Consider the following 15,092-nt stretch of genomic DNA (forward strand, 5'->3'; position numbering starts at 1 on the left):
CCAGCAGGGCCAGCCCGCAGGCCTGCGCGCACTCGATGTAGGCGGTCGATGTCGTCGCGTCGTACACCCAGTCCGCGTCTACGAGCTCGGTCAGCGGGCCGCAGACCCGGCTGTGACGGATCTCTCCGAGCCGTCCGGCCAGCACACCGACGAACCCGGGGCCGCCGTCGGACTGAGGGGCGAGGGTGAGCCGGTCGGACGGTCTGGCCTGGCGCCAGCCTTCGGCAATGGCCTGGGCGGCTTCGACGGCGGTCAGGCTGTCGCCGTAACAGTCCGGCGCGATCAGCACCCGCATTCCTGCAGGGTAACCTGGCAGGCGTGAAGCTGCTGGGCCGCAAGAACGACGAGGGCGACGCCAAGGCCGAGCCGGCTGAGGTCGACGAACCCGCCGTCTCGGTGGGCACCACCGCACCCAAGGGCAAACCCACCCCGAAGCGCAGTGATTCGGCCAAGCGCCGTGGGCCGGTCGCTCCGGCGCCGATGACCACGGCCGAGGCACGCAAGCGCCGCAAGGAGATGCGCGCCACGCTGACCAAAGAGGAGCGCCGGGCCGACAAGGCGCAGCGCCGCGCCGCGATGAACGAGCGGCGCGAGCGGATGATGGCCGGTGAAGAGGCCTACCTGCTGCCCCGCGACCAGGGGCCGGTGCGCCGCTACGCGCGTGACATCGTCGACGCGCGACGCAATGTGCTCGGGCTGTTCATGCCCGCCGCGCTCGGGTTGATCTTCGTGATGCTCGCGGTGCCGCAGGTCCAGCTGTTCATCTCCCCGGCCATGCTGGTGCTGATGGCGATCATGGCGGTCGACGGAATCCTGTTGGGCCGCAAGGTCAACAAGGCGGTCGACGCCAAGTTCCCGGACAACACCGAAGGTTCGTTCAAACTCGGGATGTATGCCGCGGGCCGCGCATCGCAGCTGCGCCGCATGCGGGCGCCTCGACCGCAGGTCGAGCGCGGCGCCAAGGTCGCCTGAGCCGACCACACGCGGTGCGCACGCTGGTGCTCGGCGGGATCAGGTCGGGCAAGTCCCGTTGGGCTGAGGAGGTCATGGCCGGTGATTCCTCCGTGCGTTACGTCGCCACCGGAGCGACGGCCGACGCCGATCCGGCCTGGGCGCAGCGCGTCGCCGCGCATCGCACCCGCCGGCCGGCGTCCTGGAGCACCGTCGAAACCGCCGATGTGGCAGCACTTTTGCGTTCCGAGCCACACACCACCACCCTGGTCGACGATCTGGGCGGCTGGTTGACCGCGATGCTGGACCGGCGGGGCTGGGATGGCGGTTCGGTGAGCGTCGACGTCGACGAACTGGTGAGCGCGGTCGACGGCTTCGCCGCGCCACTGACGCTGGTCAGCCCCGAGGTGGGCTTGACGGTGGTACCGGCGACCGCCGCTGGCAGGCGCTTCACAGACGAACTCGGCACACTCAACCAACGACTCGCCCAGTGCTGTGAGCAGGTGGTCCTGGTGGTTGCCGGGCTGCCGGTCTGGGTCAAACCGACGAAGGCGTTGAACTGATGGACTTCCCCGAGGTCACCCCGCCCGACTCCCGTGCCGCCGCGGCGGCGCAGCGCCGGCAGGACATCCTCACCAAACCGGCCGGTGCGCTTGGCCGGCTGGAGGATCTCTCCGTCTGGGTGTCCGGCTGCCAGGGACTATGCCCGCCAAGACAATTCGAGCAGGTGCGGGTGGTGGTGTTCGCCGGCGACCACGGCGTGGCCCGCACCGGGGTGTCGGCCTACCCGCCCGAGGTGACCGCCCAGATGGTGGCCAACATCGACGCCGGCGGCGCGGCGATCAACGTGCTGGCCGGCGTGGCGGGTGCCTCGGTGCGCGTCGTCGACATCGCGGTGGACAGCGAAGCACCGTTGAGCGAGGCGATCGGCGCGCACAAGGTCCGGCGCTCCAGCGGCAACATCGCGACCGAGGACGCGCTGAGCGCCGAGGAGGTCGTCGCCGCCCTCGATGCTGGGCGCGCGCTGGCCGACGCCGAGGTCGACGCCGGTGCCGACCTGCTGATCGCCGGGGACATGGGGATCGGGAACACCACGGCGGCGACGGCGTTGATCGCCACGCTCACCGACACCGAGCCGGTGGCCGTGGTCGGCCGCGGGACGGGTATCGACGACGCGGCGTGGGTGCGCAAGACCGCAGCGGTGCGCGACGCGATGTTCCGGGCCAGGCAGTTCCGGCCGGATCCGGTCGGGCTGTTGCGAACCTGTGGCGGCGCCGATCTGGCCGCGATGACCGGGTTCTGCGCGCAGGCCGCGGTGCGCCGCACTCCCCTGCTGCTCGACGGTGTGGTGGTGACGGCGGCCGCGCTGGTCGCCGACCGGCTGGCGCCCGGGGCGCGGGCCTGGTGGCAGGCCGGGCACCGGTCGACCGAGCCGGCGCACACCCTGGCGCTGGCGCACCTGGAGTTGACGCCGATCGTCGATCTCGGTCTGCGGCTGGGCGAGGGCACCGGAGCCGCGGTCGCCGTGCCGGTGCTGCGGGCGGCGGTCGCAACGCTGGCCTCGATGGCCACGTTCGAAGCCGCCGGCGTCTCCGAGCGCTCTCCGGACTGACTGTGATTCGTTCGCTGGCAACGGCTTTCGCGTTCGGGACGGTGATACCCGTTCCGCTGCGCGGGGCCGAGTTCGGCCGCGCGACCATGACGGCGCTGCCGGTCGTCGGGGCCGCCCTGGGCGCGCTGGCCGCCGCCGTGCTGTGGGCCGGCCAGTGGGCGTTCGGCGGGCACAGCCCGCTGGCCGGGGTGCTCACCGTCGCCGCGCTGCTGCTGGTGACCCGGGGCCTGCACATCGACGGCCTGGCCGACACGGTCGACGCGCTGGGCTGTTACGGACCGCCGGAGCGGGCGCTGCAGGTGATGCGCGACGGTACCGCGGGGCCGTTCGGCGTGGCCGCCGTGGTCGTGGTGGTCGCCGCGCAGGCGTTGGCGTTCGCCGCGGCGCCGCCGGGCCTGACCGGCGTGCTCGCGGTGTTGGCCGCGTTGACGACGGGCCGGGTGGCCGCGGCGCTGGCCTGCCGGCGCGGGGTGCCCGCAGCCGGCGGCAGCACGCTCGGCGAACAAGTGGCCGGCACTCAGCCGCTGGCGATTCCGCTGGTGTGGGCGGTGCTCGTCGCCGCAGTCGCCGCGCTCGCCACCCCGCGGCTCTGGCAGGGGCCGGTGGTGGTGCTGGTGGCGCTGACGCTGGGCGTGGTTCTGGTCAACCACTGTGTGCGCCGGTTCGGCGGCATCACCGGCGACGTGCTCGGCGCGGTGATCGAGCTGACGACGACACTGACCATCCTGGGCCTGGTGGTCCGGGCCTAGCTGAGCCGGGCCATCCAGCCGTGCGTGTCGGCGAAGGTGCCGCGCTGGATGCCGGTCAGCGTGTCGCGCAACGCCATCGTCACCTCACCGGGCTGACCGTCGGCGATGGTGAACTCGCCGTCGCCGTACTTCACCTGCGAGACCGGGGTGATGACGGCCGCTGTGCCGCAGGCGAACACCTCGGTGATCTCGCCCGCCGCGGCGCCTTTCCGCAATTCCTCGACGTCGATCTTGCGCTCCTCGACGGCGAAGCCGGCATCGCTGGCCAGTTGCAGCAGCGAGTCACGGGTGATGCCGGGCAGCAGCGAGCCGGACAGTTCCGGGGTGACCAGCCGCGCCGAGCCGCCGCTACCGAAGACGAAGAAGAGGTTCATCCCGCCCATCTCCTCGATGTAGCGGCGCTCGATCGCGTCGAGCCAGACCACCTGATCGCAGCCGTGCTCGGCCGCCTCGGCCTGGGCCAGCAGTGAGGCCGCGTAGTTGCCGCCGAACTTGGCCGCGCCGGTCCCGCCCGGGCTGGCCCGCACGTACTCGGTGGACAGCCACACGCTGACCGGTTTGATGCCGCCCTTGAAGTAGGCGCCGGCCGGCGAGGCGATCACCAGGTAGCGGTACTCCGAAGCGGGCCGCACACCCAGTCCGGGTTCGGTGGCGATGACGAACGGCCGCAGGTACAGCGAGGCCTCGCCACCGGCGGGCGGCACCCACTGCTCGTCGACGGCGATCAGCTGGCGCAGCGATTCGACGAACAGCCCCTCCGGGAGCTCCGGGATGGCCAGCCGGCGCGCCGAGGCGCGCAGCCGCCCGGCGTTGGCCTCCGGGCGGAACGACACGATCGATCCGTCGGCCCACCGGTAGGCCTTGAGGCCCTCGAAGATCTCCTGGGCGTAGTGCAGCACGATCGCCGACGGATCCAGCTCGATCGGGCCGTACGGGACGACGCGGGCGTCGTGCCAACCCAGTTCGTCGGTGTAGAGCACCGAGACCATGTGGTCGGTGTGGAACCGGCCGAAGCCGGGGTCGGCCAGAATCTGTGCCCGTACCTCGTCGCTCGCCGGATTCGCGTTGCGCTCAACCGTGAATTCGAGGAGGCCGTGGGTCATACGGGAATTGTAGACCGCACCGCTACCGAGTTTTGACCTCGACGAACGGTGGCTTGACCACCTCGCACTCCAGCGCACGACCGCGGACGTCGACGTTGACCAAGGCGCCGTCGTCGATTCCGGCGTCGGTGTCGATGAGGGCAAGGGCGATACCGACTTTCAGCGTCGGCGAGAAGGTGCCCGACGTGGTGACGCCCACCGCCCGGGAACCGTCCAGCACGGTCAGGTCGGGCCGCAGCACCCCGCGGCCGGTGGCGCGCAGGCCCCGCAGCAGACGACGCGGGCCGGCCTCCTTCTCGGCCAGCAGGGCCTCGCGGCCCCAGAATGCGTCCTTGCGCCAGCCGATCGCCCAGCCGCAGCGGGCCTGCAGCGGCGAAATGTCCAGCGACAGCTCGTGACCGTGCAGCGGGTAACCCATCTCGGTGCGCAGGGTGTCGCGCGCGCCCAGTCCGGCGAGTTGTCCACCGGCGGCCTGAACCTCGGCGACCAGCGCGTCGAACACCACCGCGGCGGAGTCCCACGGCGGCAACAGTTCGTAACCGTGCTCCCCGGTGTAGCCGGTACGGCACACCCGGACCGGAACGCCGGAGTAGGTGGCATCGGCGTAGCCCATGTAGTCCATGTCGGTGGGCAGGCCCAGCGCGGTCAGCACGTCGGTGGAGCGTGGGCCCTGGACGGCAAGCACGGCATACGAGCGATGCTCGTTGGTGATCGAAATACCTTGGGGGGCAGCCGCTTGCAGGGCGTCTACCACGGCGGCGGTGTTGGCGGCGTTGGGCACCAGGAAGATCTCGTCGTCGCTGACGTAGTAGGCGATGAGGTCGTCGATGACCCCGCCGTCGGGCGTGCAGCACAGCGTGTACTGCGCCTTGCCCGGGCCCACCCGGCGCAGGTCGTTGGTCAGCGCGGAGTTGACGAACTCCGCGGCGCCCGGGCCGACCACCAGCGCTTTACCCAGGTGGCTGACGTCGAACAGGCCGACCGCCTCGCGGGTGGCGGTGTGCTCGCCGACGGTGCCGGCGTAGGACACCGGCATCAACCAGCCGCCGAACGGGGCGAAGGTGGCGCCGAGCGCGCGATGCTGGTCCTCGAGCGGCCCATGCAGAAGGTCGGATGTGTCGGTCACGGCCAACAACACTAGCCCCAGCTGGCTAGGGTGAATCCTCGTGAGCACCGAAGCCGGCTACCCAGCCCCCACCGTCACCGTCGCCACCTCGCTGCCCAAGCGGTCCCAAGGGGCCGTGTTGATCGTCCCGGCGGTGACCGGTTCGGACAGCGACGGGGCTCCCGACGTCGTCGGCGGCCCGTTCCTCGACGCCGAGGCGATCGGTGAGATCCAGGTCGGCCTGCGCGCCCTGGGCGCCAAGGGCGGCCCAGAACAGGTCACCCGGCTGCATGTGCCGTCGCTTCCAGTCGCCAGCGTGCTGGCAGTCGGGCTCGGCGCGGCGCGCGACGAGTGGCCGGCCGACGTGATCCGGCGGGCCGCGGGCGTGGCCGCCCGGTCGCTGACCGGTGTCGAGACCGTCGTCACCACGCTCACCGAGCTCGATCTGGAGGCGGCGATCGAGGGCCTCATCCTGGGCGGCTACCGGTTCACCGAGTTCCGCAGCGCCAAGACCGCACCCAAGGACGCCGCCCTGGCCAAGATCGTCGCGCTGAGCACCGCGGCCAGCGCCAAGAAGAGCGCGGCGCGCGCCGCCGACATCGCGACCGCGGTGGCCACCGCCCGCGATTTCGTCAACACCCCGCCCAGCCACCTGTTCCCCGGCGAGTTCGCCAAGCGCGCCAAGGCGTTGGGTGAGGCGGCCGGTCTGGAGGTCGAGGTGCTCGACGACAAGGCGCTGACCAAGGCCGGCTTCGGCGGCATCGTCGGGGTCGGCAAGGGCAGCTCGCGCCCGCCCCGGCTGGTCCGGCTGGCCTACCGGGGCGGCAAGGGCAAGAAGAGTAAGACCGGCGGGCAGGAGCGAAGCGACTCGGGGACGAAGACCGGCGGGCAGGAGCGAAGCGACTCGGGGACGAAGACGGTGGCGCTGGTCGGCAAGGGCATCACGTTCGACACGGGCGGCATCTCGATCAAGCCGGCGGCGTCGATGCACCACATGACCTCCGACATGGGCGGCGCCGCGGCGGTGATCGCCACCGTCGTGCTGGCCGCCAAGCAGGGACTGCCGATCGACGTGATCGCCACGGTGCCGATGGCCGAGAACATGCCGTCGTCGACCGCGCAGCGCCCCGGTGACGTGCTGACCCAGTACGGCGGGATCACCGTCGAGGTGCTCAACACCGACGCCGAGGGGCGGTTGATCCTCGCCGACGCCATCGTGCGGGCCTGCGAGGATAACCCCGACTACCTGATCGAGACCTCCACGCTGACCGGGGCGCAGACCGTCGCCCTGGGCGCGCGCACGCCGGGCGTGATGGGCAGCGACGAGTTCCGCGACCGGGTGGCCCGGATCTCGCAGGCCGAGGGCGAGAACGCCTGGGCGATGCCGCTGCCCGAGGAGTTGAAGGACGACCTGAAGTCGACGGTGGCCGATCTGGCCAACGTCAGCTCGCAGCGGTTCGCCGGGATGCTGGTCGCCGGGGTCTACCTGCGCGAGTTCGTCGCCGACGGCGTGCAGTGGGCCCACATCGACATCGCCGGGCCGGCCTACAACACGTCGGGCCCGTGGGGGTACACCCCCAAGGGCGGTACCGGTGTGCCGACGCGCACGATGTTCGCCGTCTTGGAGGACATCGCCGCGAACGGCTGATCAGTGTGCCGGGAAGTCGACGCCGCGCTCGGCGCGGTCCCGGGGACCGAAGATGCGCCGCTCGTCGTCGCCGATCTGAAGGTCGTTGACCGAGCATTCGCGGCGCCGGTTGAGTCCGTGCTCGTCGAATTCCCACAGTTCGTTGCCGTAGCTGCGCCACCACTGCCCGGCCTCGTCGTGCCACTCGTACTGGAACCGCACGGCGATGTGGTTCTCCTGACACGCCCACAGTCCGATGCGTAGCGCGTAGGCGTGCTCGCGGCGCCACTTCGCGGTCAGGAACGCGATGATCTCGTCGCGGCCGGTGACGAAGGTGTCGCGGTAGCGCCACTCCGCGTCCGGTGAATAGCCGAGCGCCACGTGCCAGGGATCGCGGGTGTTCCAGGCATCTTCGACCGACTGCACTTTGGCCAGCGCGGAGTCGAGGTCATAGGACCGCACCGCCGGCCGGGTCCGGGTGATCTCGGTCATGGTGGGAGCCTGACACCCCGGCCGTGCGTGGGCATCGCCGCGAGCCACCATCGCCGATACCGGCTAGCGGTAAGAGCCGGCGGGCTAGAGCACCTTGCCGCGGGCGGTGCTGCGCAGCGCCTGCGGGGCGATCCGCGACGTCCCGTACAGCAGGTAGGCCTCCGGCGCGACGGGACGGATCGGCTTGTTCTTCTTCACCGCAGACACGATCGCGGCGGCCGCCTTGTCGGGACCGTACCCCCGCAGTTCGAACATCTTCTCCAGCTGTGCGCGCCGCGGCGCGACCGTCGAACGCTTGCCGTGCGGGGCGTGCAACGCGGTGGTGGACACGATGTTGGTGTTGATCAGTCCGGGGCAGATCGTCGTCAATCCGATTCCGGCGGCGTCCAATTCGGCGCGCAGACAGTCGGAGAACATGTACACCGCTGCCTTGGACGTGCAATAGGCGCTCATCGACTGCAGCGGGGCGTAGGCCGCCATCGACGCCACGTTGACGATGTGGCCGCCGGTGCCGCGGTCGACAAGACGTCGGGCGAACGCCCGACAGCCGTTGACCACCCCGCCGAGGTTGACGTCGAGGACCCGGTCGAATTGGTCGGCGGGGGTGTCCAGGAACGCCCCGGCCGCGCCGATGCCCGCGTTGTTGACCACGATGTCGGGCACACCGTGCTCGGCGGACACCGCGTCGGCGAACCGCTCCACCGCATCGGCGTCTGACACGTCGAGCACATACGGGTGGGCGACGCCGCCGTGGGCGCCGATGCGCGCGGCGGTCTCCTTGACGGCGGCCTCGTCGACGTCGCTGACGACGATCTCGGCGCCTTCGCGCGCGAACGCCAGCGCGGTCTCTCGGCCGATCCCGCTGCCCCCGCCGGTGACCGATACCAGCATGTCGCCGAAGTGCTTTCGCGGCCTGCTCACCTCGGCGCGCAGCAGGGCCCGGCTGGCCGGCTTGCCGTCGAGATGCTGGGCCAGTTCGGTGACCGCCGCGGCCAGTACCTGCGGATGCGACATCGGCGACCAGTGGCCGGCACGAATGTCGCGACGCCACAGCCGCGGCGCCCAGCGCGCGGTGTCGTCGTAGACGTACGGCCGCACGTAGGGATCGTCGAGGTTGACGATCAGCTGCACCGGGACGTCGACGTAGCGGTCCCTGCGGGGGTGCCACAGCGAGTGAAAGAAGTTGGCGCGGTAGATCTTCAGTCCGTTGGCGGCGTCGCTGGTGAAGGTCTGGCCGTAGTGCACCCGGTCGGCAGGGATGCCGCGGCGCAGCAGGATCTGCAGCGGTGCGGCGGCCAGGCGCATCAGCGCGGGGGCCAGCACCGGCACCGAGAACGCGGCCATGTAGCTCAGGTGCGCGGCTTGAGAGACCGCCCTGGCGAACGTCTTCGGCCGGTAGGGCCGCTTCAGGCCGTCCCGGACATAGCGGCTGAAGTGGTCGGTCGCCGGCCCGGATACCGATGTGAACGACGCCACCCGATCGGCGGCACCGGGGCGCGCCACGTACTCCCACATGCTGGCCGATCCCCAGTCGTGGGCGAGCACGTGCACCGGCCGGCCGGGGCTGACCTCGGCGATCACCGCGGCGAAGTCGTCGGCGAGATGTTCCATCGTGTAGGACGAGAACGAGGCGGGTCCGGTGGAGGCTCCGGCGCTGCGGTTGTCGTAACGGATGATGCGGAACGTGTCGGCGAGCAGCGGCACCACGCCGTCCCACAGCACGTGCGAGTCGGGCCAGCCATGGACCAGGACGACGGTGGGACCGTCGGGGTTGCCCTCCTCGTACACCGCGAGCCGGGCTCCGTCGGTGCCGTCGACATAGCGCATGGTCATTCGATCTCCCGGTCTCGTTGGCGGCGGCGTTCGATCCGCCGTCGAGCGTCATGGTCGCGCATCCGTTGCGGATACCCGACTTTCTGGACGTCGTAGACGGGGATGCCGAGCTGCTCGCCGAGCCGACGGGCTCCGGCGGGACCGCCTGCAGGGCGGCGGGTCCATTCCCCGTCGGCGGCGACCAGCACCACTGTCATCGGCGTGACGCTGGTCTGCGGCTCGACGAAGGCCTCGACCCCGGTGCGTTGCGCGGCCCAATCCCGTAGATGCCTCAGGTCGGCGGCACCAGTGGATTCACCGCGCCGACCGGTTCGGAACCTGTCGAACAGCCCCAACTCTGACGCACTCCTCTCCGCGCTCCGTTCCCACCGATGGTGCCAGAGAAAACACACATCGCCCTGAGTGCGTGTGAGCGGCCCGGCAATGACAGGATGGGTACACGACGCTGTGGTATGCCAGAAGTCCGACCCGCACGACTGACCGTTCGAGGGAGTCAACACAATGGCCGTCTCCGTCCAGATGCCGGCACTCGGTGAGAGCGTCACCGAGGGGACCGTCACCCGGTGGCTCAAGCAAGAGGGCGATACCGTCGAGGTCGACGAGCCTCTGCTTGAGGTGTCGACCGACAAGGTCGACACGGAGATCCCCTCGCCGGCGTCGGGTGTGCTGACCAAGATCGTTGCCCAGGAGGACGACACCGTCGAGGTCGGCGGCGAACTCGCGGTGATCGGCGAGGCCGGTGAGGCCGCCGAGTCCGCGCCGGAGCCGGTCGCCGAGGAGAAGCCCGCCGAGGAGCCGGCCGCCCAGCCGGAGCCGGCCGCCGAAGAGACCGAAGCCGAGCCGCAGCCCGAACCGCAGGCGGCGCCCGCGGCGCAGTCATCGGGTTCGTCCACGCCGGTGCTGATGCCGGAGCTCGGCGAGTCCGTCACCGAGGGCACGGTGACTCGGTGGCTGAAGAAGGTCGGCGATTCCGTCGCGATCGACGAGCCGCTGGTCGAGGTGTCCACCGACAAGGTCGACACGGAGATCCCCTCCCCGGTGGAGGGGACGCTGATCAGCATCACCGCCGAGGAGGACGACACCGTCCCGGTCGGCGGCGAGCTGGCCAAGATCGGCGAGGCCGGCGCGGCACCACAGGCCGCCCCGGAACCCAAGCCCGAACCCAAGCCGGAACCGAAGCCGGAGCCCAAGCCCGAGCCCAAGCCCGAACCGAAGGCGCAGCCGGCCCCGGAACCCAAGCCCGAGCCGAAGCCCGAGCCCGCAGCCGCGCCGGCACCGGCGGCCGCCGAAGAGTCCGGCAGCGCCGACGGCAGCCCCTACGTCACTCCCCTGGTGCGAAAGTTGGCCGCCGAGAACGGCATCGACCTCGCCACCGTCAAGGGCACCGGGGTCGGCGGGCGCGTCCGCAAGCAGGATGTGCTGGCCGCTGCGGAAGCCAAGAAGGCACCGCCGGCCGCGCCCGCCGCTGCCGCGGCACCGGCTGCGCCCGCCCCGGCGGCCGCGTCGGCCCCGTCGCCGCTGGCCCATCTGCGCGGTACGACGCAGAAGGCCAACCGGATCCGGCAGATCACCGCCAAGAAGACCCGCGAATCGCTACAGACGACCGCGCAGCTGACGCAGACCCACGAGGTCGACATGACCAAGATCGTGGCTCTGCGGGCCAAGGCGAAGAGCAGCTTCGCCGAGCGCGAAGGCGTGAACCTGACCTACCTGCCGTTCATCGCCCGCGCGGTGATCGATGCCCTCAAGGCGCACCCGAACATCAACGCCAGCTACAACGAGGACACCAAGGAGATCACCTACTACGACGCCGAGAACCTCGGCTTCGCGGTGGACACCGAGCAAGGTCTGCTCTCACCGGTGGTGCACAACGCCGGTGACCTGTCGCTGGGCGGGCTGGCCCGTGCCATCCACGACATCGCCGACCGGGCCCGCAGCGGCAACCTCAAGCCCGACGAGCTGTCCGGTGGCACGTTCACGATCACCAACATCGGCAGCCAGGGGGCCCTGTTCGACACCCCGATCCTGGTGCCGCCGCAGGCCGCGATGCTGGGCACCGGCGCGATCGTCAAGCGTCCCCGGGTGATCGTCGACGAGTTCGGCAACGAGTCGATCGGCGTGCGCTCGATCTGCTATCTGCCGCTGACCTACGACCACCGGCTGATCGACGGCGCGGACGCCGGACGGTTCCTGACCACCATCAAGCGGCGGCTCGAAGAAGGGGCATTCGAGGCCGACCTGGGTCTGTGACGCGATGGGCCGGCCAGTAGAGGGGCTCGTCGTCGCGATAGCCGGTTCGTCCGGCCTGATTGGTTCGGCGTTGGTGTCCGCACTGCGGGCTGCCGATCATCGGGTGCTGCGCATCGTGCGCCGGGCGCCGGCCAACAGCGACGAACTGCACTGGAATCCCGACAGCGGCGAATTCGATCCCGCCGGACTGGAGGGCGTCGACGCGGTGATCAACCTGTGCGGGGTGAACGTCGGCGAGAAGCGATGGTCGGGGGCGTTCAAGCAGAGCCTGCGCGACAGCCGGATCGGGCCCACCGAAGTGATCGCGGCCGCGGTCGCCGAGGCCGGTGTGCCGGTGCTGATCAACGCCAGCGCGGTCGGTTACTACGGCGACACCGGTGGCCGGGTGGTCGACGAAACTGCTCCTGCCGGCGCGGGTTTCCTGGCCCGGTTGTGCATCGACTGGGAAGCGGCGGCGTTGGCCGCCGAGGACGCCGGGGCGCGAGTGGTGCTGGCCCGTTCCGGGCTGGTGCTCTCCCCCGCGGGCGGCGTGCTGGCCCGGCTGCGCCCGCTGTTCAGCCTCGGGTTGGGCGCCCGGTTGGGCAGCGGACGCCAGTACATGCCGTGGATCAGCCTGGAGGACGAGATCCGCGCGCTGCTGTTCGCGATCAACAACGACGAGCTGTCCGGCCCGGTGAACCTCACCGGACCCGCGCCGGTGACCAATTCGGAGTTCACGGCGGCGCTGGGCCGGGCGGTGAACCGGCCGACCCCGTTGCTGGTGCCGGGTTTCGCGTTGCGCACGCTGCTGGGTGAATTCGCCGACGAAGGCTTGCTCGACGGTCAGCGGGCGATCCCCGCCGCGCTCGAGCGGGCCGGCTTCGTGTTCCACCACAACACCATCGGCCAGGCGTTGGCCTACGCCACCGCATCCACCCAGGCGTAGTTTGGTTGGGTGCAGTCCATCCGATCCAGCTCAGCGGGCGTACAGGTGCGCCAGTTGGACATCATCGACTACCTGGCGGCCTGGGACTTGCAGCGCGAGGTGGCCGATGCCCGGGTGGCCGGCGGACCCGACACGCTGCTGCTGCTGCAGCATCCCGCGGTGTACACCGCGGGCAAGCGCACCGAAGCCCAGGAACGGCCGGTGGACGGCACCCCGGTGGTCGACACCGACCGCGGCGGAAAGATCACCTGGCACGGCCCCGGGCAGCTGGTCGGCTATCCGGTGATCGGCCTGGCCGAACCGCTGGATGTGGTGAATTATGTTCGGCGCCTTGAAGAATCCTTGATCCGCGTGTGCGCCGACTTCGGACTGGATGCCGGAAGGGTGGACGGGCGCTCCGGGGTGTGGCTTCCCGCCGACGACACCCGGCCGGCCCGCAAGATCGCCGCGATCGGCATTCGGGTGGCCCGCGGGACGACCTTGCACGGGTTTGCCCTGAACTGCGATTGCGACCTGCAGGCGTATTCGGCGATCGTGCCGTGCGGAATCTCCGACGCCGGGGTGACCTCGCTGACCGCCGAACTGGGTCGTCAGGTCGGTGTCGAGGACGTCCGCAGCCGGGTGGCCGAGACGGTGTGCGACGCCCTCGACGGCCGCCTGCCCGTAAGCTTGACCAGGTGAGCGTCACTCCGGAGTCCAATGTCGCCGGCCCAGCGGCTCCAGATGGCCGCAAACTACTGCGCCTGGAGGTCCGCAACGCCGAGACGCCGATCGAGCGCAAGCCGCCGTGGATCAAGACCCGGGCCCGGATGGGGCCGGAATACACCGCGCTGAAGAGCCTGGTGCGCCGCGAGGGGCTGCACACGGTGTGCGAGGAAGCGGGCTGCCCCAACATCTTCGAATGCTGGGAAGACCGCGAGGCGACGTTCCTGATCGGTGGCGAGCAGTGCACCCGGCGCTGTGATTTCTGCCAGATCGACACCGGTAAGCCCGCCGAGCTCGATCGCGACGAACCGCGCCGGGTGGCCGAGAGCGTGGCCGCGATGGGCCTGAGGTACGCAACCGTGACCGGGGTGGCCCGCGACGATCTGCCCGACGGCGGGGCCTGGCTGTACGCGCAGACGGTGCGCGCGATCAAGGAACTGAACCCGGCCACCGGTGTGGAACTGTTGGCCCCGGACTTCAACGGCGAGTCCGAGCTGCTGGGCGAGGTGTTCGACTCGCGCCCGGAAGTGTTCGCGCACAACGTGGAAACGGTGCCGCGGATCTTCAAGCGGATCCGTCCGGCGTTTCGCTATCAGCGCAGCCTCGACGTGCTGACCGCCGCCCGCGAGGCCGGCCTGGTCACCAAGAGCAACCTGATCCTGGGCATGGGCGAGACGATCGACGAGGTGCACACCGCGTTGGCCGATCTGCACGGCGCGGGCTGCGACATCGTCACGATCACCCAGTACCTGCGCCCGTCACTGCGCCATCACCCGGTGGAGCGCTGGGTCAAGCCCGAGGAGTTCGTCGACCTGGCCGCCTATGCCGAGGGCCTGGGGTTCGCCGGTGTGCTGTCCGGGCCGCTGGTGCGCTCCTCCTACCGCGCGGGCCGGCTCTACCGACAGGCTGCCGACGCCCACAAGCTAACCCGGTGACCGCGCAATAGCACCGCCTGCCGGGCCGTATTGTTGGTAGTTATGGCGAAATCCCGCACCGCCGCCCAGAACAAGGCGGCCAAGGCCGAGGCGAAAGCCGCCAGCAAGGCCGCAGCCAAGCAGCGCCGTGCCCAGCTGTGGCAGGCGTTCCAGATGCAGCGCAAGGAAGACAAGCGGCTGCTGCCGTACATGATCGGCGCATTCGTGCTGATCGTGGCGGCGTCGGTGGCCGCAGGGATCGTCGTCGGCGGGTTCACCATGTACCTGCTGATCCTGCTGGGCGTGGTGCTGGGTGCGCTGGTGGCGTTCATCATCTTCGGCCGCCGGGCGCAGAAGTCGGTGTACAGCAAGGCGGAGGGGCAGACCGGCGCGGCCGCCTGGGCCCTGGACAACCTGCGGGGCAAGTGGCGGGTGACCCCGGGCGTGGCCGCCACCGGTCACTTCGACGCGGTGCACCGGGTGATCGGGCGGCCGGGTGTGATCTTCGTCGGCGAAGGGTCCCCGGCGCGGGTGCGGCCCCTGCTGGCGCAGGAGAAGAAGCGCACCGCACGCCTGGTCGGCGACGTCCCGATCTACGACGTGATCGTCGGCAACGGCGAGGGCGAGGTGCCGCTGTCCAAGCTGGAGCGCCACCTGACCAAGCTGCCGGCCAACATCACCGTCAAGCAGATGGACAGCCTGGAGTCCAAGCTGGTCGCCCTGGGCACCCGCATGGGCCCGGCGGCGATGCCGAAGGGGCCGCTGCCCGCGCAGGCCAAGATGAAGGGCGTCCAACGCACCGTGCGCAGGCGCTGACCGGGCTCGG

Annotated in this window: 16 protein-coding genes; 10 read left to right on the forward strand and 6 right to left on the reverse strand. The window is 70.6% G+C overall.

Going from position 1 to position 15,092, the window contains the following annotated elements; all coding sequences use genetic code 11:
- Positions 1-295: glycerate kinase (locus MSZK_RS32940; protein ID WP_233211255.1), on the reverse strand; the 295-nt coding region annotated here is incomplete at its 3' end.
- 32 nt (positions 296-327) lie between these two features.
- Here MSZK_RS32940 and MSZK_RS12175 point away from each other — a divergent pair.
- From MSZK_RS12175 to MSZK_RS12190, 4 genes are read left to right on the forward strand one after another with little or no spacing between them, the layout of a single operon-like run.
- Complete coding sequence (locus MSZK_RS12175; RefSeq protein WP_371411330.1) at positions 328-972, forward strand: DUF3043 domain-containing protein; 645 nt, start codon at positions 328-330, stop codon at positions 970-972.
- 14 nt (positions 973-986) lie between these two features.
- Positions 987-1,514, forward strand: coding sequence for a bifunctional adenosylcobinamide kinase/adenosylcobinamide-phosphate guanylyltransferase (locus MSZK_RS12180; protein WP_099248082.1), 528 nt, complete (start codon positions 987-989; stop codon positions 1,512-1,514).
- On the forward strand, positions 1,514-2,563 hold the full coding sequence (cobT, locus tag MSZK_RS12185) for a nicotinate-nucleotide--dimethylbenzimidazole phosphoribosyltransferase (protein WP_099248084.1): 1,050 nt from the start codon (positions 1,514-1,516) through the stop codon (positions 2,561-2,563). Before MSZK_RS12180 ends, cobT begins: the two co-directional genes overlap by 1 nt.
- A 2-nt stretch (positions 2,564-2,565) precedes the next feature.
- Positions 2,566-3,312, forward strand: coding sequence for an adenosylcobinamide-GDP ribazoletransferase (locus MSZK_RS12190; RefSeq protein WP_099248086.1), 747 nt, complete (start codon positions 2,566-2,568; stop codon positions 3,310-3,312).
- On the opposite strand, the gene MSZK_RS12195 is transcribed toward MSZK_RS12190, so the two are convergent.
- Positions 3,309-4,415 carry a branched-chain amino acid aminotransferase gene (locus tag MSZK_RS12195; protein ID WP_099248088.1) on the reverse strand — a complete coding sequence of 369 codons (1,107 nt, stop codon included), beginning with the start codon at positions 4,413-4,415 and terminating at the stop codon, positions 3,309-3,311. The two genes, MSZK_RS12190 and MSZK_RS12195, sit on opposite strands and share 4 nt — an antisense overlap.
- A gap of 22 nt (positions 4,416-4,437) precedes the next feature.
- The gene (gcvT, locus tag MSZK_RS12200; protein WP_199203301.1) at positions 4,438-5,541 is read right to left on the reverse strand and encodes a glycine cleavage system aminomethyltransferase GcvT; all 1,104 of its coding nucleotides are present in this window, start codon (positions 5,539-5,541) and stop codon (positions 4,438-4,440) included.
- A gap of 40 nt (positions 5,542-5,581) precedes the next feature.
- Here gcvT and MSZK_RS12205 point away from each other — a divergent pair, with 40 nt between their 5' ends.
- Complete coding sequence (locus MSZK_RS12205; RefSeq protein WP_099248090.1) at positions 5,582-7,168, forward strand: leucyl aminopeptidase; 1,587 nt, start codon at positions 5,582-5,584, stop codon at positions 7,166-7,168.
- Here MSZK_RS12205 and MSZK_RS12210 read toward each other — a convergent pair whose 3' ends face one another.
- The 3 genes from MSZK_RS12210 to MSZK_RS12220 form a co-directional block, all read right to left on the reverse strand.
- Entirely contained in the window at positions 7,169-7,639 is a 471-nt protein-coding gene (locus tag MSZK_RS12210; RefSeq protein WP_099248092.1) for a DUF1348 family protein, read from the reverse strand.
- Between the two features lie 84 nt (positions 7,640-7,723).
- Positions 7,724-9,472, reverse strand: a complete 1,749-nt coding sequence (locus tag MSZK_RS12215; protein WP_099248094.1) for an SDR family oxidoreductase — start codon at positions 9,470-9,472, stop codon at positions 7,724-7,726.
- A complete protein-coding gene (locus MSZK_RS12220; protein ID WP_099248096.1) occupies positions 9,469-9,807 on the reverse strand; it encodes an oxidoreductase in 339 nt (112 codons plus the stop codon). The genes MSZK_RS12215 and MSZK_RS12220 overlap by 4 nt, the downstream gene beginning before the upstream one ends.
- A 166-nt stretch (positions 9,808-9,973) precedes the next feature.
- Between MSZK_RS12220 and sucB the strand changes: the two genes are divergently transcribed.
- From sucB to MSZK_RS12245, 5 genes are read left to right on the forward strand one after another with little or no spacing between them, the layout of a single operon-like run.
- Complete coding sequence (gene sucB / locus MSZK_RS12225; RefSeq protein WP_099248098.1) at positions 9,974-11,722, forward strand: 2-oxoglutarate dehydrogenase, E2 component, dihydrolipoamide succinyltransferase; 1,749 nt, start codon at positions 9,974-9,976, stop codon at positions 11,720-11,722.
- A 4-nt stretch (positions 11,723-11,726) separates the two neighbouring features.
- Positions 11,727-12,647, forward strand: a complete 921-nt coding sequence (locus MSZK_RS12230) for a TIGR01777 family oxidoreductase (protein ID WP_099248100.1) — start codon at positions 11,727-11,729, stop codon at positions 12,645-12,647.
- A 9-nt stretch (positions 12,648-12,656) separates the two neighbouring features.
- Positions 12,657-13,328, forward strand: coding sequence for a lipoyl(octanoyl) transferase LipB (gene lipB / locus MSZK_RS12235; protein ID WP_099248102.1), 672 nt, complete (start codon positions 12,657-12,659; stop codon positions 13,326-13,328).
- Complete coding sequence (lipA, locus tag MSZK_RS12240) at positions 13,325-14,287, forward strand: lipoyl synthase (protein ID WP_099248104.1); 963 nt, start codon at positions 13,325-13,327, stop codon at positions 14,285-14,287. The genes lipB and lipA overlap by 4 nt, the downstream gene beginning before the upstream one ends.
- Positions 14,288-14,329: 42 nt before the next feature.
- Positions 14,330-15,082, forward strand: coding sequence for a DUF4191 domain-containing protein (locus MSZK_RS12245; protein ID WP_099248106.1), 753 nt, complete (start codon positions 14,330-14,332; stop codon positions 15,080-15,082).
- Positions 15,083-15,092 lie beyond the last annotated feature (10 nt).

This window comes from Mycobacterium sp. shizuoka-1, from assembly GCF_002723835.1.
Classification (GTDB): Bacteria; Actinomycetota; Actinomycetes; order Mycobacteriales; family Mycobacteriaceae; genus Mycobacterium.